Here is a 22,916-nt window from a genome sequence, read left to right on the forward strand (position 1 = left end):
TACTGTAGATACCCACAATTTGACAAATCCGATTTCCACTTTCTTAATTGTATACCATTTTGGTTTCATGCTTTTGCTTGAGGTATTCCAGCGTACTCATCAAAGGGAAGTACCCGCTCTCTTAATTTTAGTTTGTCATCAAAATGACGGGAAATGGCCATATTCTTTCTGATGTGCTCATTGAGATTTATATTCCTGTCCTTGTTGCCTTTATGAAAAATCTTGATTGAAATACAATCCTCATGCTCAAAAATCGATTTTAACAGAGTTCTATCGGACAGACCGCATGAATGCCCCACGATATAAACCTCATACGAGCCAGATTCCATAAAGCCTAACATTTTGTGATAATCCGTTGTACGGTTGTAATAAAAGGATTTAATGAATTCCAAGGGTACATCTGAACGCTCTTGTTCCAAATCCACATATCTAGGGTGTGTGTCGTCCCCATAGCCAAAAATTATCGGGTTTGTGGGGTTGCCTGCTTGCCCATGGATATTAATCATGGAATATTCAGGGTTCAATCTAGAAAAATTAAGTATTTTGTTGATTGAATTTGTGTAGTTGAAATTGAGAAAAAGTACCTTTTCGGGGCTTTTTAATCTGCCAAAATCAACTTTATGGTTTAAACATATACGCTTATCTAACTGTTTTTCGACACACTTCTCAAGAAATCCATAGAATTGATTTAACGTAATATTATTTATTTGAGTTCCAACAATCTTATGGATATACTTATCTAGATTAATTGTCAATTCCCTAAAAGAATCATTCAACATCCGAATTTGTGCATAATCTCTTCGGTTCAACCTACCTTTTTTCACATTATCAATCATGGGTAGCATTGTATCAAAGTAAAGAGATTCAATATCAACCCAATTCTCAATTGAAAGGTTGTCAATTATATTCAATAGGATGCCCAAATACTTTACTTGCCAATGACCATTCTCTTTTGTCAGATCTATAAACTCTTGAATTGTTTTACACAGCTTAAAATCCTTTCCATATGTTTGGGATGTATTGCCAACAGAAAGCAAAGTATCTTTGTAACCTCTTTCATATTGGGTTTTTTCAATTATTGAAATTAAATAATCCAGAAGAAAATCAGAATAACTAGTTTTGAGACCCATTGCCAAATCTAGACCGTTCCCAACTATCACTATTCTATTGTAAAAATATTCCACATTTCCCTCTTCCATGATTATAAGCAGTTTTAAGTCAGTAAGATATGTTCAATTAAGGTGATTTGGAAATATTACCATTCCCTATTCTCAACACGGTTATCAACATAAGGAATTCAATAATTCCATTTTGAGAAAAATTCACAGTTTCCTATCGATATGAAATTCCCGCTGCTGGTGAGGATTTTGCCGAATTGGCCATTGTGGAAATCAATGATGGCAAGGAACTGTACATTTAAATTTTATGGTTTTTTAGCGTTTCTAATTCTACCCCCAATTGGTTGAACATCTGTAGGATGCTCTCCAGCTTCAGTTCTTCCGGACTGTATTCCTGGGTCTGTATGGCGCAGGTAAACTCCCAAAGTTCCAATACCTCGGATATGGACACCTCGTAGGGTTGGTAGCTTTTATTGTCGGACACCAGTTCCAAAGTGCCATTTTCATTGATATGATTATAGACCCGTTTATAGACCATACCGTCGTTCAGGGTCAACAGCACATAGGTCCTGCCATCCTTGATCTCGCTCCTATCCTCCACATACCGGCCCACTACAAAGGAACCGTCCTTCATCGGCAGCATTGAATCCCCCTTGATGGGAAAGGCCCTGTGCTTGCCCGTGGGCAGAAAGGGCAGCTTGATCTTTTCCAACCGCTCGATATATTCGGGGTCGTCATAACCGGCCAAGTAGCCCGCAGAGGTCTTTACCGGGACCACCTCGATCATGTCCTCATTGTCCTCGTCCACCATGATGGGAAACAGAATACGTTTGTTTCCGAGCTCGATAAAAGAAAAATCCTTGGCCTTGGTCAGATCCTTTCGCAAGAGGATATCTACGGGCACCCTGAAATAATCAGAAATTTTCAAAAGGAGTTCCAAATTGGGCCTGGAACGCCCCTCCTCCTTCGAACTGAGGTTAGAGCGCGTCACCCCGAGCTCTTCTGCCAATTCTTCCTGAGAGAGCTTCTTAAGGTGCCTGAGATGGCTAATATTCTTCGCTAGAAAATCCATTTTGCTACAAATATAGGCAATAATAGCTAATAATTGTAGCTATTTTTGTTTTCCCTATGCAACCTCAAATACTACATCTCGATCTGGATACCTTTTTCGTGTCCTGCGAAAGACTCTTGGATTCCCGTCTGTTGAAGCGTCCGCTCCTAGTGGGGGGCACCGGGGACCGTGGGGTCGTGGCCGCCTGTAGCTATGAAACCCGTAGATTCGGTATCCATTCCGGGATGTCCATGAAGCTGGCCAGGCAACTGTGCCCGGAGGCCACCATCATCAGGGGCAATGCAGGGACCTATACCAAGTTTTCCCAGCAGGTCACCGAAATCATAAAGGAACGGGTACCCGTCTTTGAAAAATCCAGTATTGATGAATTCTATGCGGATCTGAGCGGGATGGACAAGTTCTTCGGAAGCTATAAATATGCCTCGGAGCTGCGGAACCTAATCATCAAGGAGACGGGACTGCCAATCTCCTTTGGGCTTTCCTCGAACAAAGTAGTCTCCAAGATGGCCACTGGGGAGGCCAAGCCTAACAACCAGATGCGGGTGGACCACGGGCTGGAAAAGTCTTTTTTGGCACCCCTTTCCATCAGGAAGATTCCCTCGGTGGGGAAACGGACCTTTGAAACGCTCCGTGGACTGGGCATCACCAAGATTCACACCCTTCAGGAAATGCCAATGGAAATGTTGATCAGTGCCCTGGGAGTGCATGGACAGACCATTTGGAAAAGGGCACAAGGCATCGACCGTCCACCTTTGGTTCCCTTCCATGAACGCAAGTCCATATCGACTGAGCGTACCTTTGGGAAGGACACCACCAATATGGAGCAATTGAAAACCACCCTCACAGCCATGGTGGAGAACCTGGCCTTCCATCTAAGGACTAACGAAAAGCTAACCTCCTGTGTGACTATCCGGATTCGCTACTCGGATTTCCAGACCTATACCAGACAGATGAAGATTCCCTATACCAGTGCAGACCATATCCTAATCCCCAAGGTATTGGAGCTCTTTGAGAAATTGTACCAACGTCGGATGCTCGTCCGCTTGGTCGGGGTGCGGTTCAGTGACTTGGTTTCGGGGAATTACCAGATCAATATGTTTGAGGATACCCAGGAGATGCTCAGCCTCTACCATGCCATGGACCATATCCGAAAACGCTTCGGGGACCGGAAGGTGATGTACGCCACCTCCATGGGAGCTAAGACCATCGGCAGCTTACATAACCCCTTCAACGGAGAGCCTCCCATCGTTCTGGCACATAGGAACCAGTAGATTATATGACCAAAATGAATAACAATGTACCTGAACTGTCACAGCTATTATTCGCTCCGCTTCGGCACCTTTTCGGAGATAGAACTCTTGGAAATGGCGCAGCGGTACGGCGTGACGGATCTGGTTCTGACCGACATCAACAACACCTCGGCCTGCCTGAACTTTGTTCGAAAGGCCCCCGAATATGGCATCCGTCCTGTTATCGGGATCGATTTTCGCAACGGGGCACAACAACAGTTTGTGGGGATTGCCCATAACAATGAAGGATTCAAGGAACTTAATGGATTCTGTTCGTACCATTCCCACAATAAACTGCCCATCCCCGATAGGGCCCCTGACTTTAGGAACGTCTTTGTCATCTATCCCTTTGAACAGGTGCTCGCGTTGGAGAAGACCGAATTTGCACCTCATGAGTTTATTGGCATTTCCGTGGAGAATCTCAGACGGCTGCCCTTTTCCAGATACAAGGACCGTATCGATAGGTTGGTCATCCAACAGCCCGTGACCTTCCGCAACCAACGGGACTTCAATGCACATCGGCTACTTCGGGCTATTGACAACAATACCCTACTGAGCAAGCTCCAACCCAGTGATCAGGGCAATCCCATGGAGCGTATGATGCCCCAACAGGAGCTCTTGGAGCGGTATGCGGTTTTTCCCCATATCATTGAGAACACCCAGCGGTTGTTGGAGCAATGTTCCATTGATTTTGGGTTTGGTAAAAGTCGAATCTCACAGAACCAACAGGTTTTCGGCACCTCCAAGGAAGCGGATTTTGAGTACCTTATGGAACTTTGCAAAGAGGGGTTGCACAAACGGTATCCCAACTCTACCCCTAAGATTAAGACCCGTTTGGAGCGGGAATTAGGGACTATACGGGAAATGGATTTTGTCTCCTACTTTTTAATCAACCACGATATCGTGTCCTATGCCAAACGGAAAGGCTATTTCCATGTAGGGCGGGGGAGTGGGGCCAATAGTATTGTGGCCTATATCATCGGGATAACTGATGTGGATCCCATAGAACTGGACCTGTACTTTGAGCGGTTCATCAATCCCTACCGGGCATCGCCCCCGGACTTTGACATCGATTTTTCCTGGAAAGATAGGGAGGACGTGACCGCATATATCTTTGAAAGGTTCCCCAACGTGGCCTTATTGGCTACCTATAATACTTTCAAATATAGGGCAGTAGTCCGGGAATTGGGTAAGGTGTTCGGATTGCCCAAAGAGGAGATAGATCGGTTGAGCGATGGCCGGTTTGACCGAGACATCTTGGACATCCTACCCCAAAAAGTGCTGAAGTACGGCAAACTTATCAAGGGATTTCCCAACCACCTTAGTGTGCATTCCGCAGGGATTTTGATCCTGGATCGCCCGATACATTGGTATTCGGCGACAGACCTTCCCCCAAAGGGATTCCCTACGGTACAGTTCGATATGATTATTGCAGAGGATACAGGCATTTTTAAGTTCGATATCCTAGGACAACGGGGGCTGGCAAAGATTAGGGATGCCATCGATATTATCCATGAAAATCAACCCGGGAACCTGCCCTATGACATTACGGAAGTGGAAAGGTTCAAAAGGGACCCCAACATCAACGATCTGTTGAGCAAGGGCAAGGCGATCGGAGCCTACTATGTAGAATCTCCGGCCATGCGTGGGCTCATGTGTAAGCTTCGGGTCAACGACTATCTGGGACTGGTGGCCGCCAGTTCCGTTATTCGCCCAGGGGTTTCCTCCTCTGGGATGAAGGATGAATTTATCCGTAGGCACCGGGACCCCGAACGCCGTGAAGAAGCCCATCCTGTGTTGGCCAAAATCATGCCCGAAACCTATGGTATCATGGTCTACCAGGAGGATGTTCTCAAGGTGGCCCATGAGTTTGCTGGACTGGACCTAGGGGAGGCGGATGTGCTCCGGAGGGGCATGTCGGGTAAGTTCCGCTCCCGTGAGGAATTCGTTGCGGTGGAGGCCAAGTTCCGGGCCAATTGCCATGAAAAGGGCTACCCCAATGTCTTGGTCCAAGAAGTGTGGGAACAGATTGCCAGTTTTGCGGGATATGCTTTTGCCAAGGGTCATTCGGCTTCCTATGCCGTGGAGAGCTACCAGAGCCTATACCTTAAATGCTATTACCCCCTTGAGTTTATGGTGGCGGTGCTCAACAACGGGGGCGGGTTCTATAGCACAGAGCACTACATTCATGAGACCAAAATGTGCGGAGGAATCGTACATCCACCTTGTATCAACCAGAGCGACCATCCCAATTGCATTAAGGGAAAGGACATTTATCTGGGGCTGGGCTATCTGAAGAATTTGGAGTCCCTGGTTATCAAACGCTTGTTGACCGAACGGCAGCTCCATGGAGACTACCGCTCCCTCGATGACTTCATCGACAGGGTGGCCATCAGCTTGGAGCAGTTGACCATTCTGGTTCGGATTGGGGCGTTCCGGTTTACTAGAAAGCAGAAGAGTGAGCTGCTGTGGCAGGCCATTTTCAAGTTGAATGCCACCAAACGGAGCACAGGACATCCCAAACTTTTCCGACCAGAACACCGGGAATTTATACTGCCCCGATTGGAGCATTCCTGGCTAGAGGATGCCTATGACCAAATGGAATTGTTGGGCTTTCCCCTATACGGCTACTTTGATCTCATTGCCGAGGAACTGGAGAGTAGCTTGACCGCCAAGGATATGTCTAGAAACAAGGGCAGGACCATTCTGTTATACGGAATCTTGGTTAACACCCGGTTCCATACCACAACCCAGGGCAAACAGATGCGCTTCTGCACCTTTACGGATCTGGAGGGGAACTATTTCGATACGGTGCACTTCCCCAAGGTCGTGGGCAAGTACCCTATCCACGGGCGAGGGGTCTATGCCTGCTATGGCAAGGTGTCCGAGGAATTTGGGCACTATGGTCTGGACATTGTTTGGTCCAAGAAAATGCCCCTGAAGCCTGACCCTCGCAGTCCTGAGGAACCTACATTTCAACACAACCCCTTTGCCAAAAAAGCGGGGCACAAACAAATCCAAAGCTAATTTGTATCTTGTTGGTTACTAACTAACTTGCTTTATTATGTGCTACAGGACCCGACTGAACTCAGATCTGGGCCTCATCGAAAAATCCTTTGAGGCCACCTTTGTCGAACCCGACCAATATCATCCCCAGGAAGAGATCAATGGCTATGCTTATCAACCTTATCCAGTGATTACGGATGAGGATGCCACCCATATCGTGATGGCCCAATGGGGACTCGTGCCCTTTTGGTCCAAAGACGATGCCATAAAAAAATTTACACTCAATGCCAAAATCGAGACCCTGGATCAAAAGCCCTCCTACCGCAATTCCACTGACAAACGTTGCTTAGTTATTGCCGATGGGTATTATGAATGGCAATGGCTAGATTCCAAGGGCAAGCAAAAGCAGAAATATCTGATTCGGCCAGAAGGTCAAGAGATATTTGCCTTAGCGGGCATCTATTCATATTGGAAGAACCCGGAAACGAGAAAGGATGTGCAGTCCTTCAGTATCGTGACCACAGAGGCCAATGAACTGATGGCCAAGATCCACAATACCAAAAAGCGGATGCCCGTGCTGTTACGGGAGGCCGACAGGACCAAATGGCTGTCGGGAAAGGAGTACCATGATTTTGCGTTTCCCTATGAAGTGGAATTGTATGCTGAGGCCATTTGAAAGGGTTGTATTGGAAAAATTTCAGAAATCAACTAGGCTATTTATAGAAATAAGTAGGTTTGACCATAAATAATTTCTTTTATGAAATCTTTGTATAACCCTACAATATTGTATGCACTTCTAGTATTCATTGGATTCCTGAACTATCACAGTTTTTACATCACTTTCGATATTCAAATAGCTCCTTTTTTAACACTAGGTGAACTGCTACTTTCCTTTATGCCTTTGACGATTCCAATCTTAATAACAATTGCATTTTTTAGTTTTTTCCAGTTAGCAGGAATAACCGCTTTGGCATACAATGTTAAAAATCCCATGGACAATTATGATGGCGATGAACCAAATGATTTTTTGTTCAGAATAAAGAATGCTCCCAAGCAAATTCGTGAAGTACTGAAATTAAAAAAATGGAAATCTGGATTAACCTACATTAATTTACTCATTTTTGGCATTCAATTTTTGGTAAGCATATTCTTATTTCTTTTTATTGTACTCTATCCAACTTACTTAATAGGCAGCCTTTACCCGGAGAGTAGTAAATTTCCAGATAGCACTGCTAATTCTTTGTGGGTAATCAGTCTGTTCTGGATTTTTCTTTTCGACTCATTTATAATCCGTGCTTTTAAGGATAGACAGAACTATAAGTTTTTGGCAAGGGGTTCCTTGTTTATTTTAATTTCTATTGGAGTCATAGTTTCAATGAATAGGAAACATGCCTTTGATATCTTAAACTGCCAACCTACGACTGGAGTTGATTTCATTTATAATGGGCAAAAAGTGTCTTCCGATTCCACAAAAATGTTCATTGGATTGACTGAACGATATCTATTTATTAGAGATATTAGCAAAGGAAAAAACTTAATATATAAACTGGAAGAAATAAAGTATTTGGAAATGGAATCCATAGAAAGTAATGAGCTACCGAAGAATAAAAACAAAACAGGAAAATAATTAAAGAATGACTGAGGTGAAAATGCCAGCCGTAAAAATTTCAGCTCAATATCTAACGATTGTTTATGTGGTACTAGTATGTCTGGGATATGCCGAAAAATCTATTTTCTATGAGAAGTTCGATATAGATATAGCAAACTACTTGAGTTTCGAGGAGTATTTGTTGTTTTTTTTACCAATTGGGTCGTTTAGTATTATTTTAATTGTCGGATTTATAGGATATTTCACTTTAATGTTTTCGGTTGCCGATTTGCTCAAAGTACCATTTCTACCAAGAAAAATTGTGAAGGAAACGAATCCTTCCAAGAAGGAAAAAAATGGTATTACTTGGTCCAAGATGGCCAATCTAGCAAAGTTTGGCCATGTCCTAAAGAATTTATTCTTTGTAATTATTGTACTTACCCCCATAGTAGTACTTCTGATAAATCATTATGAGTTGGGAATATCTTCCAGGACAACAGAAAATCTATTAGTACTCTGGAGTATTGTTCTTATGGTAACAGCGATAGGATTTAGTTGGTATAAAGAGTCCCAACAAGCAAGAATCTTGGGCTTCGGTGGATTAATAATATTTTTTATTCTGATATATAGAAGTAATACGATAAACAAAGCCAAGAACATAATTGATGGAAAGCCAGATTTATCCGCAACTGTACATTATAAGGATAAAGTATTGCGGTCAAGTGATAGCATAATTTATATTGGCCAGACAAAGGAATACTTGTTTTTTCGAGAGATTAGAACTTCGGGGAATGTAGTGATATCCAAGAAAAATATAACAACACTTACTATCAGACCTTCCAACAAGGAAAGGAATTGATAACTTATAAACTGGAGGAATATCCCTGTTCCATATTTTATGTGCCATTTTCTTCTTTTTAGTGGATCATTCAAAAGATCCCCGAAACCTTCTAATTGTAAATTAAGTGAATCTTCCTATTACCATTTCTTTCGTTTAATTCAAGTAATAATTCTTCAGCACCACCCAAGGTGAACTTGGGCACCACAAATACAAAACGTTGTTTTTGCCCCACCTTGACTGTGGTGGGCATTCGGTACCTGTAAACGGGTTCCATTCCCAGTTTTTGGTAAGAGGACTTTTTCCTTGGGTTCCCATGTGCCTTGAAAACCTGGACAAAATCCACCTCAAAATCGATGGTGGATCGGTTCTCGATTTCCATAACGATATAGGTTTCCCTGCCGTAATAGGCCATATCCCGAAGCCGAAGGATAATTCCATCCCTGCGTTTTGACTTTAAAACAATATTGTTCTTTTCCAAATAATAAGTGCTGGCCTTTCGGTATTGGATACTGTCCGATTTTAGAGCGGGTTGGGTTGAATAATCTATCCCCTTTCCCAAAGTATCCAAAAGTCCATCAGGTCCAACATTTCCAATGCTTTTGTTCACATTCACAAACCAATAGCCTTCCTGTAATTTTTTACTATAGACCAAATAAAATGAATAGGCCAGGCCATCATCGGTCAAAACCAACAAGTTACTGTCCGTGCCAGGATGTCCCTGTAAAAGCCCAAGCCTCCTTGGGGAGTCGGTATCATATCCAAACGTATAATTGGGGTGTCCGGTTATGGCCCGTGTAATAGGGTCGGGGAATACCAGGGCCAAGGTATGGGTGTCGTTTACGTGCAGGGTGTCTGATTGCGCCAGTAACATCAAATGCGACAAAAGGCTAAAAATGAATAGATGGAAAGTTCTCATAGGATGGAATGTTAAGGTTTAAGTATTAATTGGTATTGGTCATGGATGGTCACCTTGACGGTACGGTTGGAACGGCGGAAAACCTGTTTGATGCCACTTACCTGGGGTACACCGGGCAGGTTCACATCCTGTACAGCATCGTCAAGTACCTCACGCGTGGCCTCTTCCCGATAACTGTTCTCCACATAGATGCCCTCACCACCATCCAAAAGGTCATAGGCTTTCAGGGAAATAGGATAGGGACCGATATGGTCGATGGCCACAAAGACCCGGTTGGCACTAAAACTGATAAAACCATAAAGCAGGGTATTTCGATCAAAATGCCTCCCGTTCAGTTCCACCGCCTCCTTCAGCCGCAGTTCCAGACGATTTTTGGAGCGGACCGTCTGCTCCCCATTGACCATCGCCACCGCCATAGGGGGTTTGGTATCGGAGTCACTTGAGTTATGGTCAAAGAAGTCCCGATGGGCCTGGGAAAGGTCGATGGGTTCGGTTTCCTGTTTTGAATCTTGGTCGGGTTTGGGGGAGGCCGGATTTTCATTTTCCATGGAAACCTGTTTGGGTTTTCGATAGGTTCTCTCTCCATAATCGATACGTCCTTCCCTATAGATGCTGTCCACGATGCGTTGCCGCTTCTTTTCCCCCAATAGGGGGTCATATTTCCCCGTGGAATCGATATGGCCTTCCCTGTACAGGCTGGGCTTTGGGGCTTCCCGCTGTTCCTTGATGGCATCCACCGCCTCCAGCTTGGAGCCATATTCCTCGGGCATATCCTTCAGTTCCGGCACCTTGGGCTGCTTCAGCTCGGGTTCCTCTGTTTCCTTATTCAGGGACATGGCATAGAGGACAATAAAGACCAAGATGGCCAATAAGAATCCGATAAATACGATCTTGTTTTTCTCCAGTTTCATGATAGGGTATTTTAGGGTTGTGGTTCCAGTTTGCGAAGGGAGTCCTCAAAGAAGTTGGTGATCAACAGCCCGTGCGGGTTGTGTGGAAAGTTACGGTCCACGGTGACCAGTTCCCCAGAAGTGTCCAATCGGTAGCGGTCGGTGACCGTGCCCCGGTTCACCTCAAATACCGTCCTGGCCCGAAAACCATAGGGCTCTTGGTCAAGATGGAGCTCAATGTCCACTTGGACCACTTCCTGTCGTAGCGAAAACTGTAATAAACGGTTATAGACCCCGTCCGATTGTTTTTGCCTGTAGATGGCATCCACCGAGGCATCACCCAACCAAAGGGTCTTTTCCAACCGCGCCCGATAATTGGTACCGTCGATGCCATAAAAGAGCCGATGGAAGCGGTCGATATGGGCCAAGGCCTCCACTTCCCGGTTCTCCCGTTGGTCCACCAGTTCCAAGGGTAGTACCGATCCATCACTTTGGATGGCAAAGGCAGCGTTCAACAGTTTCTCCTGATAGTGGTAGAGCAGTCCCAGAGAAAGCCCACTTGTCAATAGACAAAGCGCGACCACCGCCAGAACGATAAAACGGTTCAAACGGAGGATGTTGGTGATGTTCTTATAAGTTGATTTCATGGATGATCATTTTTAAATAATTAATGTGCATTATGCACCACTGAAGAGGCGGAAGGTGAACGAGGTCGCCCGTTTGTACAGTTTGAACTTCAACAGTACGATAAACCCGATACCAGCCAGTTCTATTAAGGGCGCGAAGAGCTCACTTCCGTAATCCGTCCCGAACAGGTTGGGCCAAAAGTTTTCTGTCACTTCCTGATAAAGAGCATTGACAAAGACATTGACCAAAAAGAAGGCCGGTACGATCATGTATACCGCTGCATAGAGCCGAAAGAAACGGTAACCCATCTCCCGGAACTTCTCGAAGACCGCCATGCTGATGACCAGTGGGAAAAAGGCCTGCATCACCCCAAGGATAAAATAGCGTTCCGCCAGAAAAAGGGGATAGATAAACAGGTCCAAGACCCAGAGGATAAGTGCCCCGCCCCAAGCTAGGGTACGAAGCCCCAAAAATGGGGTCGCCAGCCATTCGTACAATAGGGCCATGGCCTTGGTGGCCGAATCAAAAAGGCCTGTTTCTTCCTCTACCGCCACTTCCTGTAGGCCCAAGGGGAGCAGGTCGGGGGCCGTGTCCCGGTACTGCCCCTCGATGGCCACCAAAATACCGTCAAAGGTGGCCAGCACCTCTGTGGAGAAGAGCACCACCAGAACCACGGCAAAGTTCTTGATCAGATCGGTCGTGGTCAGCCCCCAAGTGAGGCCAGTGCGGGTCGCTCCGCCCTCATAGTATTTTTTGAGGATGTTCACCAAGAAGAACAGCACGGCCAAAGCCTTCATCCCGCCGATGGTATAGGTGGCAAAGCTACTGTCCTTGATGGTCTGGAAGACCGCATCCACATATTCAAGTCCTATGGATAAAAACATGATGGTTCAATAATTGGTTTCCCTTTGGTTGATCTTGTCCTGAAATTCCCGGAACGAAATGACCATATCATACCGTCGTTTTTTCATTTGGATGTCGGCCACCATCGCTTGGGATTCCTTCCGTTGGGCCTCCAATATCGCCAGCCGTTCCGCATCGGTCATGTTCAGAAAGTCGCTACTCAATACTTGGCCCATAAAATCAAGTTGGTCCAAAGAATGTTCGATAATGCCATTGAAGGCATTGCTTATGGCCTCCACTTCATCACCATGGATGTAAGGGGAGTCTAGGATTTCCCTGAGATCGTCGCGGACCATTTCGAAGAGCTGCTCGTTGTTGCGTGTGATGTCCCGGACAGCCTGATACTGCTTGATGGCATTGTTGACCTTTTCGATTTTTTCCCGGACGGCATTGAGTTCGTCAACCATCTTCAACAGCTCTGCTGTCTGCTTTGCGGACTCGATCAGTTGCTTTCCAAGGGAAAGAAAATTGGTGTTGTCATACACCGGCATCCCCTGGGCCCCCACAATGCGGGGAGATAGTAATAGGGCCAATGTTAGGGCCAGTCCTAAAATTTTTGTGTTGTTTTTCCTCATGGTCTGTGATTTTGGATTGTTGACTTTTGGGTGGTAGCGATAAATTCTTTTATAGCCTGCTCCATATCATGGCTTTTTTCATAAAGAGCCATGATAGCCTCATTTTCAGTACCGTCAGTGAGGTAGGCAGCATAGGCTTCCGGGGGTACTTCCAAGCGGTAGATGTTGCTCTCCGAACCTATCTTGATAAAGATTTCCGTGTACTTGCGTTCGCCCTTCAGATCATTTTTGATGGAGCGCAGTTGGTTAAGGTCATGGGCACTTAGGTTGAGCCGTTGCTTAAGGGCTTCATATCCCTTTTCGTTCCGCAAGCTGTAGATGACCTGGGTATTTTCCAGAATGGTGGCCGATGTATGGTTTTCGGGCAATTGGTTGATGGACTGTAACACGATGCCGATGGCACCATTCTGTTTGCGAATAGCCTGATAATAGAATTCCACGCTCTCCAGCACATTGTCGAACTTGAGCTGTTTGGCAAACTCATCGAAGAGGATAATGCCCCGTTCCGAGCGGTTCCGCCAGATGGTCCGCTGTATGGCCGATTTGATGAGTTTTAGCATCACAGAGAGCACCTCTCGGTTGTCCCTGACCTCGTCCAGTTCAAAGACGATAAGGCGTTTGTCTTCCAACCGATGGGATTTGTCTTCCCCAACTTTGAACAGGAAACTATAGAGGCCATTGCCTACATATTCAGAAAGGATATGCAGAAAATGGGTCAGGTTGAAATAGCTCGGGTCGATGCCCAACTCTTGTAATAATGAATCTTGATTCTCTTCAATAAAGGCGTACAGTCCATCAAGACAATGGCCCTCTTGGATGGTTCCATAATAGCGGTGAAGGATTTTCTTTAATGCCACTTCCTGGGCCTTGTTCACTTTTTGATGGGAACCATAGAGCTCAATAAGAAATTCAGTTAAGTCCTCTAGCCAGTCAGGGGTGATATTGTGGGAATCCGCGATATAAAATGGATTGATGCCGAGGTTTTTCCCCTGCTCGTATTTGAGGATAATATGTTGGTCAGGATAGAGCTGGGCGAACTTGGCATAGCTGCCACCGAGGTCGATGATCACCAATCGGACACCCTGTTCAAAATATTGTCGCAGGATGTTGTTGGCCAAAAAGGATTTCCCTTCTCCCGTAGGTGCAAAAATGGCAAAGTTCCGAGCTTTGATGCGCTTTTTTCCCTCGTCCCATACATCCTTGAGCACTGGGATATTGTCCAAACGGTCATTGAAAAGGATACCTTCATTATCGGAACGGTAGTTAGTGGTGTTGAGCATCAGACATAGGGCATGTTTCAGGTCGGTGACATAGAGGTCGCTATCCGAAAAATTCGAGGAGAACAGCGGATAGTTGTTGAGTAGGTAATGGATGCGGGCCTGCCCTTGGGGATAGTAGGCCTGTATGTCCAGTTCTTTGAATCGGGCTATCAGTTCCGAAACGGTATAATCCAGTCCCTTCTCCTCTTTGGACCAGAAGACCACGTTCAATTGGCCCCGGACGATCCGGGAGTATTCATCGTTGTTGATCTGGGCCAGGGTGTCCGAGACCCTATCGTATAGCACCTTGTTCTGGGAACCGAAATTGCTGCTCTTGGAGAGTTCCTCCAAACGTTTTTCCAATAGTTTCCGCCACTTATGTCTGTCATCGAGATGGATAATCTGGTTGACGATATGGTTCCCCGGAAAGGTCAGCCCAAGTCCGTCGATAAAGCCTTGGTGGAACAGGAACCCGTCAGTGTTGTATTTTTCATTGGGCCTACTGGTCTTCACCATATCGCCGAAACAGCCCTCGTTGTTAACGGCCATGGCCCCGAACCAATAATCACCGATCTGTACCCTATCTTTTCCCAATACCATATCGGTATCAAAACCCTCGTTGAACCCATTGAAATAGGCATCCGTATAACCTATGATGGAAGCCTGGTTGAATGGTATGACCGAAAGATGGGGTCCGTTGTTCAAAAAACCCACAGCATCCCGTACCGCTTTGGCAAACTGTTCCGCCTTTTCCCCAAGGGTCTCCGTCAGCTTTTTGGGGATATAGGCAAAGGGATTGACCAAACTAGAGCTGTTGACCGTTTTGTTTTTCGGCCATATAAAAAAGAGTAAGGATTCGTGGGACAGGTGTTCTCTATCTTGAAAATGTCTACAAGTGGCTTTGGCCAAAAAGGTATTGTTGGGTAAGCTGCTGGCATCAAAGGCTGTTTTTCGGTAAATGTCCTGTTTGTGGATCAGTGTGCCCACAGGCAGGGATTTAAAGGCCTGGAGCCAAAGTCCATGTAGCTCCTCGAAATCCTCCTCCGACAAGGAGTGGATTTCGGGCAATTCCAAACGGTAGGCATAGGCCAGGTTCCCATTGTTGGCCAATATCCTGTTTTGGTCCACGTCCACGATGGGATACTTCTCATGAAGGTTCATCGTACTTTTCATTTAAGGTGATTTTTTTATTGGAGATTATATTCGGAAAAACTGTTCTCATCTGGAGCAGTCCAGATTGTTGGGTCAATTTGAGAAGGAGACCATAGAGGATTCCATTGGCCGCCACCGCCCCAATAAGCAGGATCAAGTTGAAGGAAAAGATGACCGCCATCAGGGAGCCGATGACGGCCAGCATCTGAAGGGCAAAAAAGGAAACGGGTAACCCGAAAATCAGGGCACGCCTGCGGATATGGCGATAGACTTCATACTGTTTCATAAGGCTTGGATACAAAAGCGCACGATGTGCGTTAGACGACGATACCGATTAGATAGGTAAAGATGCCCACGACCGCCCCGGCGATCAGGACAAAGACCAGGACCCGGGTAATCCCTTTTTTGAGGTCGGCGTTCTCCCCGAAAAAATGCCCCGCATTGAACAGGAAGCCAATCAGGAAGATGACCCCAAGGATGATGGGAAAGATGGTCCGGATGGTATCCGAGATGTCGTTGACGGAATCCTCGATGCCCCCGATCTGGGGGTAGATGGGCAGGGAAAACAATAGGAGCAACAGCGTTGCCCAAATTTTTGAAAGTGGTCTCATAAAAATGGTGTTTAGGGCCCTTCTGGGGCGGATTAGAAATTCAATTGCGGAATTTCCAGCGTTTGTGAAGGTTCCCTGCAAACCGTATAAATTTTAACAGTTGGGAGCGTTAAAATTTGGCAGGTATTGAACAGAATGGAGGATTCGGTAAAAATTGTGCAATGGAAATCCAAAACCCATTGCAATGAAAACCGCACTACGGATCCTATTTCTGCTATGCACAGTATACCAGCCACTATGTTACGGGCAAAGCACCCATAATCCACCCGTAGTGGTGATTGATCCTGGACATGGGGGCACTGATTCCGGAGCTATTGGGACCCAAGGGGTCTTGGAAAAGGACATTGTACTAAAGGTGGCCCAAGAAATGGTACGATTGAACTGGGAAATCCATGGAAGTGCCTTGGAAATCTACCATACCCGATATACCGATACCTTGATTTCCCTCCGCAATAGAAGCGGATTGGCCAAAACCTTGAAAGCGGATGCCTATGTGTCCCTCCATTGCAACCAGGCCCAGAGGAAGGGAGCCCAAGGCATCGAAGTGTATGTTACCCAGGGCAGGGAAAAGTTTATGAAGGCTCCCCTACAATTGGCCAATGCCATTGGCCAGGATCTGAACCAACATTTGGGTCTAAGGTATAGGGGAGTGAAAGCGGCCAATTTTCAGGTACTTCGGGAGACCGAACAAGTATGTCCCTCAGTTTTGGTCGAACTTGGGTTCCTGTCCAATAAGGAAGAGGAGGAGTATTTTAGTGAAAGGACAAGTATAACGGCCATGGCCCTTGTCCTATTGGAAACCTTAAACGCATTTTTTGATGAAGAAAATAGCCAATGAAACCATCACATTGATCAAATGGATTTTTAAGGAAATATATGGCCAGTTCAAATATTGGTTCAGGAAAGGGGAATAATTCGATTTACCTTAATCATTCCGTAAAGGTAACCAAGCCGTAGCCCCTGTCAAGGTTTTTTGTTCAATATTGGGTAGATTTTGACTTGAGTAGAACTGTATCGTTCATTTGAATTTTAAAGGAAGTTACTAAAATTTGTAGCTCCTAGCAGATTCTTTACAAAAAGTGCGTTCTGTAAAGAGTTACCTTTCATAAATATAGTATTCCAAAGGTTGAACAATTGTAAATATTTCATTTCGAAAAGGCGTAATGAATAGAACGATTTTCTGAAAGTACTGTTCGAGGTTTAACAATTTTGCAACCTATCCTACTTTTTTAATAGCCCAGTAGTACGGCAAATTTTATGGTTCTATTAAACATAAAAAAATTATGGTACAAGTCCAAAGATTCAGCGTAGCTGGCCGATTTGGAAAATATTCATGACCCCGTTGAAAATTTTAATCCATGACGCTCACATGAGGGATATTTTACATAATGGAGAATTATAGCTTACAGATGGCAAAACCCTTAAAATACAACATGACGACATTTGTATTAAATGTTCGTGCGTTATGTAACCTGAGCTTTGGTAAAAGCGAAAGTTTGTACTGCACTTCCTGAAAACTTCTTTGTAAAATCTACTTTTAAAATATAATGGAACACTTTTCACACTACCTGAAGGGTAGGGGAATGGGTGTGGAATGGGATTACGAGACCCTCTAGAACAATAACCTTAAAAGTCATATTAAGCTATCTTCAGTACAATTATAATAAAAATTGTTATGGTATGTAATAATAAATGTTACAATTAAAACTGTAAAAAATTTGGTTATTATTTAAGTTTTACTTATATTTGTATCAAATTTGGTTAAGATGGGAATTTTATTGAGTCATACCGTTTGGAAAGAAAGATTTAGGAGAGCGTTTGGTTTTCCCAACAATTCTTATGATGAAAGTATAAATGATTATGTCGTTATTGATGATTTAGAGCATTATTTGCATGGGTTAAGCAAAAAAGTTTCTTCAAAAGGTGATGGTGATAAATATTATCGAGGAGAATATATCGATGTCAGTATGGCTATCAGCAATTTGTTCATCGAAAAATCAATTGAAGAAATAAAGATTGAAAAAGCAAAGAAGTCTCTTGCGGATAGAATTAGAGATGTTCTTGGAACGAATAAAACATTTGATGTCAATGAAGTAGGAATTGAAGAATTACAAGAATTATTCGAAAATTATGATATTGATGCCTTCAGTTGCCTCAAAATATCTGATGATTTCAAAAATCTTCAAGATTCTAAAAGTCGATTAAGATCTATAAATCGATGTATAAAATTTATTCTTAATAAATCCCTCAAGTTCGTAAGGAATTTAAAGGAGCACTTCAAAAGAAATCATAGTTTCCATTTTAAAAATTTAGACGATTACCACTCTTTAAACCTAGTTAACAGCATTGAGTTAGCTAGGATTTAAGAAATCTACTTGAATCCTGGTGTTTATTAATAAAATAAATTCAGGATTATGAATACTAATAAAATTTTACAAAAAATAGAAGAAGCAATTGCTTCTAAACAAACAACGGAATCTAATAGAGAACTCTTAATTGAGATAAAGCATGAGTTCGAAAATGCGAATACGAAAGAAGAAATAATTTTAATTGTTTTAAAGCTTTTAGAGATTTTTGGAATTTTCGTAGGTGCTTTAGACCCGTAATAAGCGTACATTATGGAATTAGGCAAGGTTATAAATCTTTTAATAAAGAAAAAAGGACTTACTCAAGTCGAAGTTGCCAAGAGAATTGGTAAAAGCACAACTGCCCTTTCACAAATAATTAAAGGAAGTTATAATCCTAACCCAGATACCTTGGACAAAATTTGCAAAGTACTAGAAGTCCCTCAGCCGATTCTTTTTTTCTTGACGATTTCTGAAGAGGATATCCCTGAAGATAAGTTAGAACTATATAGAGTTCTGGCACCTACTATCAAAGATTTTTTGATTAAAATTTTTGGTGAAGAAAGGGAAGAATTGCTAAATGAAGTGAGCTACTAAAATAAAGAACTCTCTTCTAAATCTTTAGTTAGGGGTTGATGAAATAGCGTCACAATTTCTTGTCATTTTCGATAGAAGTGAACCGTAATTCTTTCAAGGAGTTACGTTTCTCTAGGATTATATTGGGATATCTCAATTAGAAATCCTAATTAAAAAATATGGAAATTCTTCTTGGTCCCTTACAAGAAGAATTGAACAACAATTCTTGAATAATTATTATGAAAATAGTTACATCAACAGATTTAAAGCAATGGGCAGATAGAATTGAATCAAAGAGTCTCTTGCCCCTACTAATAAGAAAATTAATTCTTGCAGGCATTGATATTGAGCATATCAGTAAAATTGATTTTCCTTTTGGCGACGATACAAACACAGGTGGTTATGATGGAGATCTAGAATCCGAAAAAGGTAATCTTTTTGTCCCAACTGGAAATTCAGTCTGGGAGTTTGGTGTTACCGAGAGGAAAAAAGAAAAAGCAAACAATGATTATGAGAAGAGGAAAAAAAATCCACTAGGCAAGATACCCAAAGAAACAACATATGTTTCTGTTACTCTAAAAAAATATACCAAAAGGAAAAATTGGGCCGAAGAGAAAAAACTGGAAAAATTTTGGGCAGATGTTCGATTTTATGATGCTATTGATATGGAACATTGGTTAGAGCTGGCTCCTTCAGTTGAGATATGGCTTGCAAGACATTTAAAGAAACCTGTATCAGGTGTCCAATGTGGTGAAGACTATTGGCAACAATGGTCAACAAAAGGAAGTTTGAAGTTTCCCCATAATCTCATTGTCGGGAGTAGAGAGTCTCAAACTACAACTTTAATTGATTTATTGAAGGAAAACATTGGGGCTTTACAATATGTAAAAGCAAATACAAAAGAAGAATCTTTGGCATTCATTTTAGCCTCGATAGAAAGTCAAGAACGTGAATTAAGACATAGCTTACAAAATGTTACTCTAGTTGTAGAAAACCCAGAGACTTTCAGGCAACTTTCGGAAAGTAAATCACAATTAATATTAATTCCAAAATTTAGGATTGATGATGTTGATATTAATGCTGCTATTAATAAAAAGCATAAAGTCATTATACCGGTAAGCAATAGCTTTACCGCAAGAAGGGAAAACTTGATTGTTTTACCTGTAGTAAAAGGTGAAGTTTTAAGAAAGAATCTCGAAACGATTGGTATAAATAGAGAACAAGCTGATTTACTAGCCAAGAATTCTGGGAAGGATATTTCAGTATTGAGAAGAAGTTTAGATTTTTCTTCCAAAAAGCCATCTTGGCTTGAAACTCAAAAACCGACCATATTGATACCTTTTCTGCTGCTATCAAGGTTTGATTCATCTGTTGAAGGCGACAGAGAAATTATAGAAAAATTTTCTAAGACCTCCTTTGATGAATACGAAAAAAAACTAAATGAAATACTTCACTACGATGAAACACCGATTTATAACGTAGGTAAAAAGTGGAGATTAATTTCGCATTCAGATAGTTGGCTTTATCTCTCAAAGTTTATTACTCAAGAAGATTTAAATAAGTTTTATGAAATAGCAGTAGAGGTGCTATCTGAAACCAATCCGAAATATGATTTAAACCCAGAAAAACGGTACATGGCATCTTTCTATAATGCTGTGCCAAAGTATTCAAGCTATTTAAAAAAAGGTATTTGTGAGAGTTTAATTGTTCTTGCTGTTTTATCCAAAAATTATGATTTAAGTCCAGCAATAAACCCAGAACATTATGTAAATAAAATTGTAGATCACATATTAAGTTTGACTGATAAAAATCTATTGAGATCCCATGCGAACAATCTAACTTTACTTGCTGAGGCAGCACCTGATGTTTTTCTAAATAAATTGGAAAAGCATATTGATGAAGGTAGTGCATCGACCTTTTTTGAAGAAGAGGAGACTATTTTAAACAGGACCAATGATTTGCCATATTTACTATGGGCTTTGGAAGCTATGGCATGGATGCCTCAATTTTTGACCAAGGTTGTCAGACTTCTTGCTAGACTTATTAACCTTTCTCCAAAAGAATTACCAACTCTAAATACTCCTTATAATTCACTAGTTAGCATATTTCGTATATGGTATCCTCAAACTAATGCTAATGCTGATGAAAGAGTTCAGGTACTGGGCATTCTTAAAAGGGAAAATCCAAATATAGCATTTAGTCTTTTCAATTCCTTGGTTTATAGTCATCATGACCATGCATCAATGAATCAAAAAATGCGCTGGCGGTTATTCTCTGAGACTAGGGAAGTATCTGTGACGACACAAGAAGTACAATACATGCATAATCATGCAATTGACTCTATGATTGAACTCACTGATAGTTTTAGCAAAGTAAAAATACTTATTGAGAAACTTCCAGATATGAATTGGACTAAAATAGACCAGGTTTTGGAATGTGTTTCTTCTTTTACAAGTGAATCTGAAGAAAATAAAGCCTTAATATATCACTCTTTTCGCAAAATAATTGGTCATCATAGGACCTACTTGGATACAAATTGGGCTTTACCTGAATCGTTGCTTTCAAAGATGGAAGGAACAGCTATTACATTTAAGCCAACGGATACCATTTTGGCTAATTCTTATTTGTTTGAAGATCATCATCCAATCTCAATAAGCGGTGTTCGAAAGGAAATTAAAGATGATTTTAGAAAAAGGGAGGAGGAATTGAATGAGAAAAGGAAAAAATTAATTTCTCAAATTCTAAAAGAATATGGTGTAGAAAAAATAATTGAGTTAGCTAAAAGTGTTGAAAATCCATATTTATATGCGCACGCCTTAGCTAGTATTGAGGTTCAAGAAAAACAAGAATCCAAGATTTTGGATTTGTTAAGAAGTAAGGATGAAAAAGAGATATGGTTTATCAAAGCCTACATTTCAGCCAAAGAAAGGAATAAGGGCAGAGACTTTATACTCAAAAAATTTGGCCGGATTTTATCCAATAATGAATATAGTGGTCGAGAAGTTGCGAATTACCTTCTATCACTTGTTGCAAATGCTGAGCTTTTTAAATATTTAGATTCCTTAAAAAATGATGAGATAGAAAGAGCTTATTGGTTGAATCAAGACAATTGGATGGCTAATGACTCAAATACTTTAATGTATGCAGCAAAAAAGTTTTCAGAATTCAAAAGGCCAATTTCTGCCCTGAATGTGATGGGTAAAGCAGATAAAAATGACCCATTACCAATCAAATTTGTAATCGGATTATTAGATGAATTAGATTTATCACAGTCTAATGAACCTAATACGGTGAGAGCAGATCATTATTCTATTAGAAAGCTTTTTGAAGACTTACATGATAGGGATGGAGTAGATGAAGATAAAATGGCTGAGATGGAATTTAAATTTCTTTTCGTATTTGATAGATTAGGTCATGGTGTGCAACCCCGATTTCTGTATTTAGCGATTTCTAAAAATCCAGAAGTTTACATGGAGTTAATTAAGAGTTGTTATAAGAGTGAGAATGAAAAGGTTAGAAAAACAAAGGAGAACTCCACAAAAGAGTATCACAGATTGGTCTTTGAGAATGCCTATAGCATTTTAAGCAATTTCAATTTGATACCAGGCTTACAAAAAGATGGTTCAATTATTAAGCAGGATTTACAGCGTTGGATAGAAAAGTTGAGAGAATTAGCCACTAAATCAAATAGGCTGTCGATTACAGATCAAAAAATAGGAGAGCTTTTGGCAAGGTATCCTAATGGAAATAAGCCATTGTTCTTTCCTGAAATTATTTACGATATAATTGAAAATTTAAATACTAAAGATTTAAAACTAGGTTTTAGCATACAAGTATTTAATCGTCAAGGCGCCACCACAAGGCTTCCTGATATGGGAGGGAGTATAGAAAGAGCTAGAGCTGAACTCTTTAATGGTCTAGCAGAAGAAACAAAAATTTCTCATCCTAATGTCTCTGAAATTTTTAAGGAGATTGCAACCAATTATGAAACAGATGCCAAAAGAGAAGATATTGAAGCCTTACATAATATTATAGAGTATTAAAATAGATTACTGGATAATGCTTGTCACACGTTTAGGTTATAAAAGAGAAGGATGAAGAAAATGCGGGCCGGCGTTGGAGTGAATTTGTGGCTGGTATAAAGAGCC

General features: G+C 42.2%; 20 protein-coding genes. 10 read left to right on the top strand and 10 right to left on the bottom strand.

Going from position 1 to position 22,916, the window contains the following annotated elements:
- Nucleotides 1-65 precede the first annotated feature (65 nt).
- Nucleotides 66-1,199, bottom strand: coding sequence for an AbiH family protein (locus tag GTK07_RS07220; RefSeq protein ID WP_163634567.1), 1,134 nt, complete (start codon nt 1,197-1,199; stop codon nt 66-68).
- 217 nt (nt 1,200-1,416) lie between these two features.
- Nucleotides 1,417-2,190, bottom strand: coding sequence for an XRE family transcriptional regulator (locus GTK07_RS07225; protein ID WP_163634569.1), 774 nt, complete (start codon nt 2,188-2,190; stop codon nt 1,417-1,419).
- A 56-nt stretch (nt 2,191-2,246) separates the two neighbouring features.
- Here GTK07_RS07225 and dinB point away from each other — a divergent pair, with 56 nt between their 5' ends.
- The 5 genes from dinB to GTK07_RS07250 all read left to right on the top strand — a co-directional run bounded on the left by dinB (nt 2,247) and on the right by GTK07_RS07250 (nt 8,932).
- Nucleotides 2,247-3,461 carry a DNA polymerase IV gene (gene dinB, locus GTK07_RS07230; protein WP_163634571.1) on the top strand — a complete coding sequence of 405 codons (1,215 nt, stop codon included), beginning with the start codon at nt 2,247-2,249 and terminating at the stop codon, nt 3,459-3,461.
- Nucleotides 3,462-3,485: 24 nt separating this feature from the next.
- Nucleotides 3,486-6,506, top strand: coding sequence for a DNA polymerase III subunit alpha (locus GTK07_RS07235; protein ID WP_163634573.1), 3,021 nt, complete (start codon nt 3,486-3,488; stop codon nt 6,504-6,506).
- Nucleotides 6,507-6,543: 37 nt separating this feature from the next.
- Nucleotides 6,544-7,161 (top strand): SOS response-associated peptidase, encoded by a 618-nt coding sequence (locus GTK07_RS07240; protein ID WP_163634575.1) that lies wholly within the window; start codon nt 6,544-6,546, stop codon nt 7,159-7,161.
- 81 nt (nt 7,162-7,242) lie between these two features.
- On the top strand, nt 7,243-8,112 hold the full coding sequence (locus GTK07_RS07245; protein ID WP_163634577.1) for a hypothetical protein: 870 nt from the start codon (nt 7,243-7,245) through the stop codon (nt 8,110-8,112).
- 7 nt (nt 8,113-8,119) lie between these two features.
- Entirely contained in the window at nt 8,120-8,932 is an 813-nt protein-coding gene (locus tag GTK07_RS07250) for a hypothetical protein (RefSeq protein WP_163634579.1), read from the top strand.
- A 91-nt stretch (nt 8,933-9,023) separates the two neighbouring features.
- Here the strand turns inward: GTK07_RS07250 and GTK07_RS07255 are convergent, their stop codons facing one another.
- The 8 genes from GTK07_RS07255 to GTK07_RS07290 are packed head-to-tail and all read right to left on the bottom strand — an operon-like array spanning nt 9,024 to nt 15,847.
- Nucleotides 9,024-9,830 carry a DUF4138 domain-containing protein gene (locus GTK07_RS07255; protein WP_163634581.1) on the bottom strand — a complete coding sequence of 269 codons (807 nt, stop codon included), beginning with the start codon at nt 9,828-9,830 and terminating at the stop codon, nt 9,024-9,026.
- Nucleotides 9,831-9,841: 11 nt separating this feature from the next.
- Complete coding sequence (gene traM / locus GTK07_RS07260; protein WP_163634583.1) at nt 9,842-10,741, bottom strand: conjugative transposon protein TraM; 900 nt, start codon at nt 10,739-10,741, stop codon at nt 9,842-9,844.
- Between the two features lie 11 nt (nt 10,742-10,752).
- On the bottom strand, nt 10,753-11,367 hold the full coding sequence (locus GTK07_RS07265) for a conjugal transfer protein TraK (RefSeq protein WP_163634585.1): 615 nt from the start codon (nt 11,365-11,367) through the stop codon (nt 10,753-10,755).
- A gap of 30 nt (nt 11,368-11,397) precedes the next feature.
- On the bottom strand, nt 11,398-12,231 hold the full coding sequence (locus tag GTK07_RS07270) for a hypothetical protein (protein WP_163634587.1): 834 nt from the start codon (nt 12,229-12,231) through the stop codon (nt 11,398-11,400).
- 6 nt (nt 12,232-12,237) lie between these two features.
- Nucleotides 12,238-12,825, bottom strand: a complete 588-nt coding sequence (locus GTK07_RS07275; RefSeq protein WP_163634589.1) for a conjugal transfer protein — start codon at nt 12,823-12,825, stop codon at nt 12,238-12,240.
- Complete coding sequence (locus tag GTK07_RS07280) at nt 12,822-15,257, bottom strand: TraG family conjugative transposon ATPase (RefSeq protein ID WP_163634591.1); 2,436 nt, start codon at nt 15,255-15,257, stop codon at nt 12,822-12,824. Before GTK07_RS07280 ends, GTK07_RS07275 begins: the two co-directional genes overlap by 4 nt.
- Entirely contained in the window at nt 15,232-15,522 is a 291-nt protein-coding gene (locus tag GTK07_RS07285; RefSeq protein ID WP_163634593.1) for a hypothetical protein, read from the bottom strand. The genes GTK07_RS07280 and GTK07_RS07285 overlap by 26 nt, the downstream gene beginning before the upstream one ends.
- 31 nt (nt 15,523-15,553) lie before the next feature.
- Entirely contained in the window at nt 15,554-15,847 is a 294-nt protein-coding gene (locus GTK07_RS07290) for a hypothetical protein (RefSeq protein WP_163634595.1), read from the bottom strand.
- A 184-nt stretch (nt 15,848-16,031) separates the two neighbouring features.
- On the opposite strand from GTK07_RS07290, the gene GTK07_RS07295 reads away from it, so the two are divergent.
- From GTK07_RS07295 to GTK07_RS07315, 5 genes are all read left to right on the top strand, one after another.
- Nucleotides 16,032-16,685: an N-acetylmuramoyl-L-alanine amidase family protein gene (locus GTK07_RS07295; protein ID WP_163634597.1), complete on the top strand. Its 654-nt coding sequence runs from the start codon at nt 16,032-16,034 to the stop codon at nt 16,683-16,685.
- A 928-nt stretch (nt 16,686-17,613) separates the two neighbouring features.
- On the top strand, nt 17,614-18,213 hold the full coding sequence (locus tag GTK07_RS07300) for a hypothetical protein (protein ID WP_163634599.1): 600 nt from the start codon (nt 17,614-17,616) through the stop codon (nt 18,211-18,213).
- A gap of 48 nt (nt 18,214-18,261) precedes the next feature.
- A complete protein-coding gene (locus GTK07_RS07305; protein ID WP_163634601.1) occupies nt 18,262-18,453 on the top strand; it encodes a hypothetical protein in 192 nt (63 codons plus the stop codon).
- A gap of 12 nt (nt 18,454-18,465) precedes the next feature.
- Complete coding sequence (locus GTK07_RS07310; protein ID WP_163634603.1) at nt 18,466-18,789, top strand: helix-turn-helix domain-containing protein; 324 nt, start codon at nt 18,466-18,468, stop codon at nt 18,787-18,789.
- A 218-nt stretch (nt 18,790-19,007) separates the two neighbouring features.
- Entirely contained in the window at nt 19,008-22,811 is a 3,804-nt protein-coding gene (locus GTK07_RS07315; protein ID WP_163634605.1) for a hypothetical protein, read from the top strand.
- Nucleotides 22,812-22,916 lie beyond the last annotated feature (105 nt).

This window comes from Flagellimonas sediminis (assembly GCF_010500845.1).
Taxonomy (GTDB): domain Bacteria; phylum Bacteroidota; class Bacteroidia; order Flavobacteriales; family Flavobacteriaceae; genus Flagellimonas; species Flagellimonas sediminis.